This is a genomic window from Mesorhizobium tianshanense, from assembly GCF_007830515.1.
Classification (GTDB): Bacteria; Pseudomonadota; Alphaproteobacteria; order Rhizobiales; family Rhizobiaceae; genus Mesorhizobium; species Mesorhizobium tianshanense.
Window position 1 is genome coordinate 1 of the sequence record NZ_VLKT01000013.1, and the last position, 12860, is coordinate 12860.

A 12860-nucleotide genomic window follows, 5' to 3' on the forward strand; every position below is an offset into this window, starting at 1 on the left:
AACCTCCTGCTCGACGACCTCGACAGGGAACTGGCCCGACGTGGTCTCCGCTTCTGCCGCTACGCGGACGACTGCAACATCTATGTTCGCAGCCGCCGCGCCGGCGAACGGGTCATGGCTTCGGTAAGCCGGTTCCTGACCAAGAAGCTGCGGCTGAAGGTCAACGAGGCGAAGAGCGCGGTGGCGCGGCCGGAGGAGCGGAAGTTCCTGGGGTTCAGCATCGCGAATGACGGGAGCGAGCGGCGCATCGCGCCGAAGGCCCTCGCCAAATTCAAGGCGCTGATCCGGGATATGACACGCCGGACCCGGGGCATAAGTCTGCCGCAGCTGGTCAAGGAGCTGAAGCCATACCTCATCGGATGGCGCGGCTACTTCGGCTTCTGCCAGACCCCGCGGGTGCTTACGAACTTGGAAGCGTGGACCCGCCGAAGATTACGCATGTATCTTTGGCGGCAATGGGGGAACGGGCACAACCGCTTCAAGGAGCTGCGCCGTCGTGGCGTGCCAAAGCTCCGGGCCGCGGTTGCTGCCGGTTCACCGACGGGATTCTGGCGCATGTCAGGACACCCGGCGGTCCAACAGGCCCTGCGCAACCACCACTTCGAGTCGCTCGGTCTCCCCCGTCTCTATGTCTCTGTCTAAGCTTAATCCGGTCGAACCGCCGTGGTACGTGATCCGTATGCCCGGTGGTGTGGGAGGGGCGGCGCCGCGAGGCGTCCCCCTATCCCGATCTATGGCGCTACCTGCTCGTTCCGATCGATGAGACGAAGGGCAATATTCCACCCCGTGGCCGAATTCTCAAACTGCGACATTACCGGCTGGCGGCGCGTTGACGCGTCACTGCCATCCCGGTACGGATCGACTATCGATCTCGAAGGAATTCCCGCATGGTGCATTACGCTGATGGACGGCCGATCGGCGATCTGACACTGCGGACGCTAGCCATGCCCTCGGACGCCAATGCGGCGGGCGATATCTTCGGCGGCTGGGTGATGGCGCAGATGGACCTTGCCTGCGGCATCCGCGCCGCCGAGCGCGCCAAGGGCCGCGTGGTGACGGCGGCGGTGAAGGAGATGTCGTTCGCCAAGCCGATGAAGGTCGGCGACACGCTGTGCATCTATACGCATGTCGAGCGCGTCGGCCGCACCTCGATGACGCTCAAGGTCGAGGCCTGGGCGCAACGCTACCTCTCCGACCTGATGGAGAAGGTCACCCATGCCGATTTCGTCATGGTGGCACTGGACAGCGAAGGCAAGCCGAAGGCGGTTCCGGCGGAAGGCTGACCAGCCGGGTGTAGTTAGCCTAAAATCGGACAGCAACGCCGCTGCCAGCCTCCCGCAGGGGGATGCGAACAGCGAGTTGTGTGATGCTTTTCATAGTCGCGTTCGCAAATTTCCGTGACCGTGTCCGAGCGGATCCGGGAAAAAGACAATGCGTCAACGATTGCTGAACGGCGCATTGGCGGGCGCGCTTGCAGCCTTGTTCTGCCTGTTGGCCGCAACCGCCTATACCGAGGTCAGACAAGACGAGGCCGAAGCCCGTTGCACCTCCGAAAAACCACCCTCAAGCGGCAAGCGACCAGGTGCGAATCTGCGTGGCGACGACGTGCGACACCGGCACGACGCCTGTGCGCAATTGCGGTAAAGGGGCGGCCTGCGCCATCGGCGACAAGGTGGTCGATCAGACCCCGAAGTCGAAGCGGCTCGAAAGCCGTCCTCAGGCCGGAATGCAGATGCAGCCGTAGAATTCGTCTACGCTACGCGCCGCGCGCAAACCCTTGCTGCGCAAGAGTTTCAGGTGTGAATCCCATCGAACTTCGCCCGCGCCGCCTTGACGCGCTCGGTGTTCCTGCGCGCCCACTCGCCGAGTGCACCGACCGGCACCAGAAGTTCGTAGCCCAGATCGGTCAGCTCATAGTCGACGCGCGGCGGGATGGTCGGGAACACGGTGCGGGTGACGAAGCCATCGCGCTCCAGCCCGCGCAAAGTGGTGGTCAGCATCTTTTGCGAGATGCCGCCGACGGCGCTGCGCAATTCGTTGAAGCGCAGCGGCCCGTCGCCGAGCTTGCCGACGACGAGCACCGTCCATTTGTCGCCGACGCGCTGCAGGATTTCCGAGACCGCGCGGCAGTCCTCGGTGCGGTGCGGGTGCCTTGGTATCAAAAAGGTGCCTCCTTGCGCCTCGTGGGCGTAGTCACTCATATAGCTCAGGTATCTAAACGATACCAGAAATTTGCCTAAAGGAGAGCCCCTCTATGTCCAAACCCAAAATCGCCATCGTCATCGGTTCGACGCGCGCCGCGCGCTTCGCCGACATCCCCGCCGGGTGGATCGCCAAGATCGCCAAGTCGCATGCCGACATCGACGTGGAAGTGGTCGACCTGCGCGACTTCCCGATGCCGTTCTTCGACGAGGTTGCATCGTCCGCCTGGGTGCCGTCGCAGAACGAAGTGGCGCTGCGCTGGCAGAAGAAGGTCGCCGAGTTCGACGGCTTCATCTTCACCGCCGCCGAATACAACCATGGCCCGACGGCGGTGCTGAAGAACGCCATCGACTACGCCGCCAATGAATGGAACAAGAAGCCGGCCGGCTTCGTCGGCTATGGCGCCGTCGGCGGCGCGCGTGCCGTCGAGCAGCTCCGGATGCATGCCGTCGAATTGCAGATGGCGCCGGTCAAATCCGCCGTCCATATTGCGTGGGGCGATTTCCTCGCCGTCCGCCAAGGCGAGAAGAAGCTTGAAGAGCTTGAACACCTGAACCAGGCGGCAACCGCGCTGGTCAACGACGTTGCCTGGTGGGCCAAGGTCCTGAAGGCGGCGCGCAGGGCTGATGCGATTGCCGAGGAAGCCAAGGCGGCCTGAGCCGTCGGATCGGAAACATCCTCCCAAGGATCCGGGGCGGCGTTTGCGTCGCCCCTTTTAATTTGTGAAGGCGATGGCCGGTTGCAGCGCCTGCCGTGGCCTGACGATGCAGTCGGCAAGGTGGTTCAATTCGTTCAGCTCTTCCGCGTGGTGCTGGCCCCATTCACAAAGCGCCAAAAGGATAGGCTCGAGACTGAGGCCAAGGCGCGTCGCCGAATATTCGACGCGTGAGGGAATTTCAGCAAAGATCTCGCGGCGAACCAGGCCGTGTTCTTCCATTTCGCGAAGCTGCTGGATCAGCACCTTCTGCGTGATATCAGGCACCAGCGTCTTCAGCACCGACAGCCGCCGGGGTTCATCGAAGAGATGGTAGAGGATGACAGCCTTCCATCGGCCCGAAATCACCTTCAGGGCGCGTTCCGCCGGCAGCAAGGGCAGTCTCTTGGTCAGTTTGGCCATGGTCACCTCCTGGTCAGCAGGGGACAAATGAGTGTGTAGTCGCGATCAGGCAGATAGTGGCAAACAGCATCCGATGCCATAGCGATGGGTGCATGCCATGAGAGCCATTCAACTGAACCGTTTCGGCGGTCCCGACGTCCTCGACGTCATCGAGATGCCGAAGCCGCTGCCGCAAGCCGGCGAGGTCCTGATCCGCGTTCATGCGGCCGGAGTGAATTTCTTCGAAGTGCTGATGCGCGGGGATCGCTATGCGGTGACGCCGCAATTGCCTGTCATCCTCGGCGTCGAGGCAGCCGGAACCGTGGAGGCACTTGGCCAAGGGGTGGACGCCTCGCTGACAGGGACACGCGTCGCGGCGCCGCTGTTCGCTTCAAAGCGCCCATTCGGCGGATATGCCGAGTATGTGACGATCGACGCAGACTTGGCCGTGCCTTTGCCCGACGCGCTCTCCTTCGAGGATGCGACGGCCCTGATGGTGCAGGGGCTGACGGCCTTCCATCTGCTGCGGCAAAGTCTACCGAAGGGCAAGTCAGTGCTGGTCTTGGCCGCCGCCGGAGGTGTCGGCTCCCTGCTGATCCAACTGGCCAGGCGCCAGGGCGCCAGCGCCGTGATCGCTGCCGCCGGCAGCGCGGCCAAACGTGATCTTGCCTTATTGCTCGGCGCCGATGCGGCCGTCGACTACCGCGGAGCGGATTGGGCCGCTCAGGTCCGGGAAGCAACAGGCGGCGCCGGCGTCGATGTCGTCTATGACATTGTCGGCGGCTCGATCACGGCGGCGTCGCTGGAGGCTCTCGCGCCTGGCGGAGAGCTGGTCTTCGCGGCGCTGGGCAGATACGCGATCGGCGCCTCGGAACTGGAAGCGATGATCACCCGGAACCAATCGTTGCGAGGCTTCGCCCTGCTTCCGCTGCTCTCTGCCGATGGTCTCAGGGCCAGCCTGTCGGAGCTTTTCCATCTGGCCGCCAGCGGAGAGCTTGCCGTGATACGAGGCGGCCGCTACCCGCTCGACCAGGCGGCCGAAGCGCATCGCTCGCTGGAGGAGCGCCGCTCGACCGGCAAGGTCGTGTTGATACCATAATTCTTATTTGCGCAAGATCTCGCGGTGGCCGGCGGGCAGGCGGGTGGCGATGAGCTTGTCGATGCGCCGGCCGTCGAGGTCGACGACCTCGAAGCGCCAGCCCTGCGCATCGACGCATTCGCCGGTGGTCGGCAAATGGTGCAGGTGCGAGAGCACGTAGCCGGCGACAGTCTCGTAGTCGCGATTCTCGGGCAGGTCGATGCCGAGAACGTCCGCCATCTCGTCGGCCTGCATGTAGCCGGCGAGCAGCCATGAGCCGTCGTCGCGCTTGACGGCGTTTTCCTCCTCGTCGCCGGCGTCGAGATCCGCCCGGAAGACGCCGGTGATGGCTTCCAGTATGTCCGCCGGGGTGACGATGCCTTCGAAATGGCCGTATTCGTCATGGACCAGCGCCATCGGCACGTCGGATTCCCTGAGTGTCGAAAGGACATCCAGCGCGTCGGCCTGGTCATGGACGATGGGAGCGGCGCGCACATGCCGGCGCGAGTCGAGCGCGCGACCGCCGAGCATCGCGGCCAGCACGTCGCGGGTCTGGACGACGCCGATCATGGCGTCGACGCTGCCGTCGCCGGCCGGCAGGCGCGAATGCTGGGTCTCCATCAGGAGCTTGCGGGTCGCCGCGTCGTCGGCCTGCAGGTTGATCCAGTCGACCTCGGTGCGCGGCGTCATCACCGCGCGGACGGCGCGATCGCCGAGCCGCATGACGCCGGCGATCATGCGCCGCTCGTCCGATTCGATGGTGCCGTGATGCTCGGCCTCGGCGACCAGCATCTTGATCTCCTCGTCGGTGACCTTCTCCTCGCTTTCACCGCGCTGGCCAAGCAGCCACAGCATGGCGCGGCCGGAAATGTCGAGCAGGAACACCAGCGGCGCCGAGACGGTGGCAAGGATGGTCATCGCCGGAGCAACCCTGGCGGCGACCCGTTCGGGATCGCGCAGCGCGATCTGCTTGGGCACAAGTTCGCCGATGATCAGCGAGAAGTAGGTGATGAGGGCGACGACGATGCCGACGCCGATCGGGTCGGCAATGCTTTCGCGGACGCCGATCGATGCCAGGAACACCGACAGCCGCTCGCCAAGCGTGGCGCCGGAAAAGGCGCCGGACAAAACACCGACCAGGGTGATGCCGATCTGCACCGACGACAGGAATTTGCCGGGATTGGAGCCGAGCGCCAAGGCGCGGCCGGCACCCTTGACGCCGCGGTCGATCATCGCCTTGAGGCGGGCCGGCCGTGACGAGACGATGGCGAGTTCGGACATTGCCAGAAGGCCGTTCACGCAGATGAGGACGGCCACGATGGCGATTTCAGCATAGAGCATGCGCGGTCAATAGCATTGCGGCGCGGTCTTCGAAAATAGGTGGCCGTCATTTTTCTTCATGCCGGCTTTCTTCATGCCGGCGCAGGCAGCCATCTCATGCGGCATCCCATGGCGGTGACGAAAAATGCTTGATCAGGGCGTCGACGACGACACGGACCTTTGGTGTCAGGCTGCGCGTCACCGGCCAGACGGCATGCACGACGATGTCTTCGACGAGACAATCCGACAGGACTGTCTCGAGTTCGCCGCTCCTGAGGCTGTCGGCCGCCAGCCAGGTCGGCAGAAAGACGATGCCGCAGCCGGCAAGGGCTGCGTCCAGCATCGGTTCGCCGTGACCGAGGACAAGCCGCGCCCTTGGCACGAATCTTCCGACATGGCCGTCGGCATGCCTTACCGTCCAGGGCCGGACAATGCCGTCGCGGCCGTAGCCGATGACGCTGTGGTTGGCGAGATCCTCGATCGATCGCGGCCTGCCGTGTTTTTCGAGATAGGAGGGGGCCGCGCAGATCGCCGAGCGTTGGGCGTAGATGCGGCGCGCGGCGAGCGACAGGCTGTCATCGAGGTCGCCCATGCGGACCGCCAGGTCGATGCCTTCCTCGATCAGGTCGACGCGCCGGTCGTTGAAGGAGATTTCCATCGTCAGATCCGGAAACTGCCTGGAAATGTCGAAGAGCACGGGCGCCACGCATCTGCGGCCGAAGGCCAGGGGCACGTCAACGCGAAGCCGACCGGAAGGCACCAGCCGATGCGTGGCGAGCAATGACTGGGCGGCCTCGATTTCGGACAGTGCCCTGACGCATGCTTCGTAGTAGCCCAAGCCTTCGCTGGTTGGGCTCAGGCTGCGGGTCGTGCGATTGAGGAGGCGAACGCCCAATCGCTGTTCCAACTGCGCGACCGCCTTGCCGACCGCCGACTTCGTTACATGCAGCCGCTGACCGGCGCCGGTGAAACTGCCGGCCTCGACCGTCTGAACGAATGCGAGGATGCCTTGCAGGCTGGCTGATTCCATTTCGCCTTCCTATTATAGAATTTAAGTCCTCAATCTGTTTCCAAATTTGCCTCATAGAAGCACTTTTATCTATAGTTAATTCGCATAGATGTCTTGCGTGGCCACCAATCACGGAGTGCGGACCGAAGATGAGACCTGAAATCAACAAATCCTGGCAGATGAGCGGTTTCGGCCTGTCCAGGCTTGAGCCGGCTGAGGGAAAGATACCCAAGCCGGGGTCACGCGACCTTCTGGTGCGGATCAAGGCCGTTTCGCTGAACTACAAGGACAGGATGATCGTCGACGGCGTGCTGATCCCGGACCTTGCCTTTCCTTTCGTGCCGACATCCGACGCCGTGGGCGAAGTGATGGCCATCGGAAGCGAGGTCAGCCGCTTCCGCGTCGGGCAGCGCGTGCTTGGCCAGGTGATCGCCGATTGGCTGGACGGCGACGCACCGCCGGTGTTGCACAAGCATACGCTGGGGTCGTCGCTGCCCGGCACGTTGTCCGACTATGTACTCTTCCACGAAGATGCAGCCGTGGTGGCGCCGCAGTCCCTCGGCGATGTCGAGGCCTCGACGCTGCCGATCGCGGCTTTGACGGCGTGGTTCGCGTTGGTCGAGGCGACAAAGCCGATCCCGGGCGAGACCGTTCTCATCCAGGGCACGGGCGGCGTGTCGCTGTTTGCGCTGCAGTTCGCGGCCGCCTTCGGCCTGCGCGCCATCGTGACGTCAAGCAGCGACGAGAAACTCGAGCGGGCAACGGGACTCGGCGCCTGGCAGGTGATCAACTATCGCGCCCAACCGGCATGGGACGAGGCCGCGCGCGACCTGACTGATGGCGTCGGCGTCAGGCATGTGCTGGAGATGGTCGGCGGCGACAATGCGCGGCGATCGCTCAATGCATTGGGCGCCGATGGCCGGCTATCGGTCATCGGCCTTCTGGGCGGTATGGAACTCAGCTTTCCGATCATCCCGTTCCTGCAAAATCGGATTGTCGTGCAGGGCATATCGATCGGTCACCGCCGCGCCTTCGAGCGGATGAACGAGGCGATCGAGACGCTTGCGATCAAACCGGTGATCGACAAGGTCTATGGTTTCGACGAGGTGCCGCAGGCTTTCGAACACCTGGAGACGGGGCCGTTCGGCAAGATCGTGATCGCCGGGTCCTGATTACGGCCGTCAGGCGATGACGCGGAAGGCCGGCCGTTCGTCCTGCGCCTACGGCAACTGCAGCAGCACGCCGACCACCGCCTTGCCGTCGGTGAAATAGGGGTCGCCGCCGCCATTGCGCCCGGTCTTGGTCGCGCCGATGCCTGATATCTCGCTGGTCGAGACCAGCATGCCGGCGGCGGACAGGTCGTGCATCAGGAAGTCGCGCTCGGCGTCGATGTCGGGAGCGATATCGTGGGTGATCGCCCCGGTGTCGTGGCTGAGGCCGACGCCGCGATCGAAGCTTGCCGAACCCAGCCACAGCGGCCGGCCGTCGTCGCCGGTCGCATCGGTCTGCCAGAAGCGGACATGATGGCGCCGGTCGGCGCTGGCGCCGACTGGCTTTTCGAAAGCCATGTCCTGTGCGCGGCCATCGAACAGGAGCCGGCTCACCGGCGCGTCGGGATAGGGGCGGCCGAACAGCACGCTCTCGCCGATTTCGATCGCGGTCTTCAGAGTAACGGCGTCGGCCGTGTCCCATCCGGCGATGGCGAAGGCGTGGACCAGCTCTTGTTCGGTGCCGACGAGGCCGACATTGATCGGGTCGCCAGGAATGCCTTGCGGCGTGTGCGTCACCATCTCGAAGCGCTGCGTGCGGAAGTTGCGGTTTCGCAGGCTCCAGAATTCCGGCGCGGCGAAATAGGCGAGCACGAGATAGCCGGCGCAAAACGCCACCAGCCAGATCGTTGCGCGTCGTCGAAGGCTTCGTCGGCTCACGAGATACCACCCAGGCGATATGGCATCACTTGTGTGGCGTCATTGTACGCGGCGCCACGGATCTTGGGCAGAGGGCAACCGCCAGGGCTCAGCGGCAGGCGCGGTAGCCGTTCTTGCGGTTCTTGATGTCGAAATGGAAATGGTTGCGGTGGTCGTAATTGTAACCGGGACCAAGCACGGTGGTGAAATACTGACAGCCGTCGGCGCGCACGGTGTTGAGGAAGCCGCGCGTGCGGAAGGCGAACAGGCCGGGCTTGCGCACGTCGATATCGTTGCCGTTGTTGAGCTCGATGCTCATGATGTCGAGGGCGTTGCCCTTGCCGTGCTCCGACAGCACGCCTTCGCCTGCGATCCTGCGGCAGGAATAGCTCGAGCCCTGGCGGATGGTCTTGACCCCTGAGAAATAGCGCCAGCGGGCGGACGGGACGAGTTCGTTCCTGGTCCAGCCGGCGAAGGTGGCGGCCATGTCGCAGGTCAGCGTCGCGGCCGGCTTCATCCCGATGCTGCCGATGGCCGAGACCTTGACCGGATAGTCGATGCCGCACTGGCCCTCACGGATTGGCGCAAGGTCGGTGTAGGCGACGCCGAGGCGCTTCAGCTCCTTGCGGCAGTCGACCTCGCTGGCAGGCATCTGTTCGGCCGGCGCCATCGGCTCGTCCATGCGTGGATAGGCGGCGGTCATGTACGGGTTGGAGGGGACGAGGGTCTGCATGCCAGTGTATTTCGGGACGGCCGATGTCTGGCTGCCGACATCGACGGCCGGTTCCAGCGAAAGCACGCTGCCGGTGGTGCAGGCCGAGATCGCGGCGATGGCAAGCCCGCCGGCAACCAAGCAGGCACTCGTGGCCCAGCCCACGAATGCCTGCTTAGATTCTCTTGTTTGCCGCAGGTTCTTGTCGCAAAACCGTGGAACACTTTTGCGGAACCTGCTTAGGCGCGCGCGTCTCATTTGCCGCGCGGCGACAAACGCGACGCGAAATATCCCGGCCATAGGCAGGTTCCCTGTCCCCGAACCTGATCCCGATCAGGTTCTGCCTGTTTGTTTGACCATGATCTTTTCCGAAAACCGGTTCCCACTTTTTCGGGATCATGGTCCAGATGGCACAGAGTTTAGTCGCCAAGAGTAAAGGAAAAATCAGCGGCTGCGTTTACGGCTGCGGCCAAATTGCGGCGCGCAGTCGGGCCGGGACCGTGTCACTGGCAGAAGGTGCCGCCGTTGCGGCGCGGTGCGAGATCGAGATGGAAATGCAGCGAATGATCCGCATCGCTGCCCGGGCCAAGCACGGTCTTGAACGGTCCGCAGGCTGCCTTGCGCAGCGCGTTCAGGAATTTCGCGTCCTTTTCCGGCGGCACCGGGCCGACGTCGATCCTTTTCCCGTCCGAAAGCGTGAAGTTGGCGATGTCGAGCGCATTGCCGAAGGCATGCTCCGACAATTTCCCTCCGCCATTGCGCTGTCGGCAGACGAAGGCCGATGCCTGGCCGACCGACTTGAGATTGGCGCCGAACTCGGCCTTGGCCGCCGGCTGGACGACATCGGTGGCGAAGCGCGCGGCGGCCTCGGCCATCTGGCAGTTCAGCTCGGTTTCGGGGTTGATATCCAATGACTTGCCCAGCGTCTTCAGCACGATTGGATAGGGGATGGAGCAGCCGACCGCCGCATCGTGCTCGGCCTTCCTTTCCTCGAAGTCGACGCCCACCGACTTCAGCCGCCTGCGGCAGGCAAGTTCCTCCTCCGGCATTTTTTCCTGCGGCACGGAGGCCGAGCGTGGGTCGGGAGGGATTTCCTTCTCCTGCGTCTGCGCCGGCTTCTCCGGTGGTTTCGGGGCGGTGGCCGGCGGCTCCGCCTCAGCGGGCTTTTCGGTCGGTTTTGGAGCGACTGTCGGCGGCTCCGGCCGGGCTTCCTCGGTCTGGTCGGGTTTGTCCTGGTCCGGTTTGTCGGTCGCGGGTTGATCAGGCGTTGGCGCATCCGCAGGGCGCGGCTCGGGGACCGGCGCGTCGGCAGGTGCGGCCTTTTGCGCTGGTTGCGATCGATTGAGCTCCGGGACGGGCACGGTTTCAGGCAATTTTGGAGCTTTGGCCAGGGCCGCTCCTGCGAACAGCATGGCCGCCGCCAAAGGCGGCGCCAATCTGCCCAGTCCAGCCAATCTGCTCACCAATCTGGTCAATCCGGCCAATCCGATCGATCCGGGAGGGGTTAGCGCCGCCATTCGTCCTTAACGGCGGGTGCGTGCGGAAGTTGCCCTGGACGAGGGCTTGGCCGATCACGAACAGTAACCGCGGCGTTACGCGCCGATCGCTTCCAGCCCTTCCTCCAGCCAATCGGCCAAGAGCGGCATGCCGAGCAGATATTTCGCCGTGCGCTTGTTGGCGCGCTCGCGCGCGGCGGCCAGCGCGTCCGCCCATTCCGAGGCGTCATAGTCGCCGCGGCCAACCCAGGCCAGCGCGACGAGTTCGGCCGCCTCGTCGACATTGAGGTCGTTGATCAGCTCGCGCAGTTCTTCTTCGGTGAGGTTTTCGGAACTTTCCTCCGCGAGACCATCATGGTGGTGGTTGTCGTGCGCCTCGCCGTCGAGTTCTATCTCGTGCTCGGCGCCATCGGCATAGTCTTCGTTGACGGCAGCACTCAGCGCCTTCGCCTTGAGGATGAACAGGCGCACGGTGTCGGGACCGATCGAAAGTTCCCATTCCCTTTCAACGCTCCGCCGCACTGGCCTTCTCCGCATGCTCCGTTTGCCGTATGCTGGATGATAGCGAATTTGCGGCGCTCGTCACGTCACCTTCGGCTCTTCAATTTTGCGGCCGTTACGGACGGTTTCAAAAAAGCTTTTGGGGGCCGCAATCTTTCCGGGATGAAACGGCTTCGGCCCGGCGTTAGCCTCGCACTGTCGTGTTTCAAGGAGGTTTCGATGCGCAGACGATTGCTGATCCAGGTTCTGGCGCTTGCCGCCCTGCCGCTGTTTGCGGCCCCGGTGTTTTCGGCGGGCGAGGGTGGCGGAGGTGGCGAGACCGTCACGAAATGCAAGAAAGGCTATGTCTACGACAAGAAGCTGAAGAAATGCGTGACACCGAAGCAAGGCATGCTGGACGACGACAACATCTATGAAGCCGGCCACGCACTGGCGATGGCCGGACGTTATGACGAGGCGATCGCCGTGCTCAGCCTCGCTGCGGACAAGAAAGACCCACGCATCCTCAACTATCTCGGCTACTCGCATCGCCATTCCGGACGCGTCACCGTCGGCCTCGGCTATTACGAGGAAGCGCTGCGCATCGACCCGAACTATACGCTAGTGCGCGAATATCTCGGCGAGGCCCATCTGCAGATCGGCGATCTCGCCGGCGCCCAGGAACAGCTCCAGGAGATCGAGAAGCGCACCGGCAAGGGATCTCGCGAATACGGCATGCTGTCCGAGCAGATCGACCATTTCACGAGGAGCTGACTCGACCCCCGAACGCTCCTCACACCGGCTGCGGGCAATCGCAGCCGGTTTTCGTTGCCGCGCGTCCTGCCAGGCGCGCGCCGCCGCGACGGGGTTCCCGCAAATGACGGGCGAATTTTTCAAAACCGTTTTTTTGGCGTGAAAAACCCGCGAAGATTGCTATATTGGGAAAAATTGTGGTGAGACGGTTCCGTTAGCCCGAGGCTGCCGGACCGTTTTCTTTTTGTACCATCGACAAGGTCGTTCCCGGAAAGCGGGGGCGGCTGCAGGAAAGGTCAGGCATCATGAACAAGGTCCCGATGACAGGCGAGGGGTTCGCGTCGTTGAAGGAAGAGCTGCGCTGGCGCCAGCAGGAAGAGCGACCGCGCATCATTGAGGCAATCTCCGAAGCGCGCTCGCATGGCGACCTTTCCGAAAATGCCGAATACCACGCGGCGAAAGAGGCACAGAGCCTCAATGAGGGCCGCGTCCACGAGCTTGAGGATTTCATCGCGCGCGCCGAGGTGATCGACATCACCAAGCTCAGCGGCGAAAAGGTCAAGTTTGGCGCGACCGTGGTGCTGGTCGACGAGGACACGGAAGAGAAGAAGACCTACCAGATCGTCGGAGACCAGGAAGCGGACGTGAAGTCCGGCCGTATCTCGATTTCCTCGCCGATCGCGCGGGCGCTGATCGGCAAGGAAGTCGGCGACGCGATCGAGGTCAATGCGCCAGGCGGCGCACGGGGTTATGAGATCGTCCAGGTGCAGTATATCTGAGGGAACTCAAGGGTTCGGCCTCGCGCTG

General features: G+C 63.6%; 16 protein-coding genes. 8 read left to right on the forward strand and 8 right to left on the reverse strand.

The window, feature by feature from the left end; genetic code table 11:
* The 3 genes from IQ26_RS12110 to IQ26_RS39130 form a co-directional block, all read left to right on the forward strand.
* Positions 1–642 (forward strand): group II intron maturase-specific domain-containing protein (locus IQ26_RS12110; RefSeq protein WP_208760146.1); only part of this gene is annotated, 642 nt, incomplete at its 5' end.
* 245 nt (positions 643–887) lie between these two features.
* On the forward strand, positions 888–1283 hold the full coding sequence (locus IQ26_RS12115; protein WP_145717208.1) for an acyl-CoA thioesterase: 396 nt from the start codon (positions 888–890) through the stop codon (positions 1281–1283).
* A 311-nt stretch (positions 1284–1594) separates the two neighbouring features.
* On the forward strand, positions 1595–1744 hold the full coding sequence (locus tag IQ26_RS39130) for a hypothetical protein (RefSeq protein ID WP_156090934.1): 150 nt from the start codon (positions 1595–1597) through the stop codon (positions 1742–1744).
* Positions 1745–1793: 49 nt separating this feature from the next.
* On the opposite strand, the gene IQ26_RS12125 is transcribed toward IQ26_RS39130, so the two are convergent.
* Positions 1794–2162: a winged helix-turn-helix transcriptional regulator gene (locus IQ26_RS12125; protein WP_162457943.1), complete on the reverse strand. Its 369-nt coding sequence runs from the start codon at positions 2160–2162 to the stop codon at positions 1794–1796.
* Between the two features lie 92 nt (positions 2163–2254).
* Here IQ26_RS12125 and IQ26_RS12130 point away from each other — a divergent pair, with 92 nt between their 5' ends.
* A complete protein-coding gene (locus IQ26_RS12130; protein WP_145717214.1) occupies positions 2255–2860 on the forward strand; it encodes an NADPH-dependent FMN reductase in 606 nt (201 codons plus the stop codon).
* A 57-nt stretch (positions 2861–2917) separates the two neighbouring features.
* Here IQ26_RS12130 and IQ26_RS12135 read toward each other — a convergent pair whose 3' ends face one another.
* Positions 2918–3319 (reverse strand): winged helix-turn-helix transcriptional regulator, encoded by a 402-nt coding sequence (locus IQ26_RS12135; RefSeq protein ID WP_145717216.1) that lies wholly within the window; start codon positions 3317–3319, stop codon positions 2918–2920.
* Between the two features lie 97 nt (positions 3320–3416).
* On the opposite strand from IQ26_RS12135, the gene IQ26_RS12140 reads away from it, so the two are divergent.
* Complete coding sequence (locus IQ26_RS12140; protein WP_145717217.1) at positions 3417–4397, forward strand: quinone oxidoreductase family protein; 981 nt, start codon at positions 3417–3419, stop codon at positions 4395–4397.
* A gap of 3 nt (positions 4398–4400) precedes the next feature.
* Here the strand turns inward: IQ26_RS12140 and IQ26_RS12145 are convergent, their stop codons facing one another.
* Both IQ26_RS12145 and IQ26_RS12150 read right to left on the reverse strand, forming a co-directional pair.
* Positions 4401–5717, reverse strand: coding sequence for a hemolysin family protein (locus tag IQ26_RS12145; protein WP_145717219.1), 1317 nt, complete (start codon positions 5715–5717; stop codon positions 4401–4403).
* Between the two features lie 94 nt (positions 5718–5811).
* The gene (locus tag IQ26_RS12150) at positions 5812–6726 is read right to left on the reverse strand and encodes a LysR family transcriptional regulator (protein WP_145717221.1); all 915 of its coding nucleotides are present in this window, start codon (positions 6724–6726) and stop codon (positions 5812–5814) included.
* 128 nt (positions 6727–6854) lie between these two features.
* Here IQ26_RS12150 and IQ26_RS12155 point away from each other — a divergent pair, with 128 nt between their 5' ends.
* Positions 6855–7877 carry a zinc-dependent alcohol dehydrogenase family protein gene (locus IQ26_RS12155; protein ID WP_145717223.1) on the forward strand — a complete coding sequence of 341 codons (1023 nt, stop codon included), beginning with the start codon at positions 6855–6857 and terminating at the stop codon, positions 7875–7877.
* A 48-nt stretch (positions 7878–7925) separates the two neighbouring features.
* Here the strand turns inward: IQ26_RS12155 and IQ26_RS12160 are convergent, their stop codons facing one another.
* The 4 genes from IQ26_RS12160 to IQ26_RS12175 all read right to left on the reverse strand — a co-directional run bounded on the left by IQ26_RS12160 (position 7926) and on the right by IQ26_RS12175 (position 11342).
* Positions 7926–8633 carry an LssY C-terminal domain-containing protein gene (locus IQ26_RS12160; protein WP_145717225.1) on the reverse strand — a complete coding sequence of 236 codons (708 nt, stop codon included), beginning with the start codon at positions 8631–8633 and terminating at the stop codon, positions 7926–7928.
* An 88-nt stretch (positions 8634–8721) separates the two neighbouring features.
* Positions 8722–9522: an extensin-like domain-containing protein gene (locus tag IQ26_RS12165; RefSeq protein WP_145717458.1), complete on the reverse strand. Its 801-nt coding sequence runs from the start codon at positions 9520–9522 to the stop codon at positions 8722–8724.
* Positions 9523–9827: 305 nt separating this feature from the next.
* Entirely contained in the window at positions 9828–10736 is a 909-nt protein-coding gene (locus IQ26_RS12170) for an extensin family protein (RefSeq protein ID WP_162457940.1), read from the reverse strand.
* Positions 10737–10916: 180 nt separating this feature from the next.
* Positions 10917–11342, reverse strand: a complete 426-nt coding sequence (locus IQ26_RS12175) for a DUF3775 domain-containing protein (RefSeq protein WP_145717229.1) — start codon at positions 11340–11342, stop codon at positions 10917–10919.
* Positions 11343–11540: 198 nt separating this feature from the next.
* On the opposite strand from IQ26_RS12175, the gene IQ26_RS12180 reads away from it, so the two are divergent.
* Together IQ26_RS12180 and greA are read left to right on the forward strand one after the other, a co-directional pair.
* Positions 11541–12074: a tetratricopeptide repeat protein gene (locus tag IQ26_RS12180; protein ID WP_145717231.1), complete on the forward strand. Its 534-nt coding sequence runs from the start codon at positions 11541–11543 to the stop codon at positions 12072–12074.
* Between the two features lie 284 nt (positions 12075–12358).
* Positions 12359–12832 (forward strand): transcription elongation factor GreA, encoded by a 474-nt coding sequence (gene greA, locus IQ26_RS12185; RefSeq protein ID WP_145717233.1) that lies wholly within the window; start codon positions 12359–12361, stop codon positions 12830–12832.
* The last annotated feature ends 28 nt before the right edge of the window (positions 12833–12860 follow it).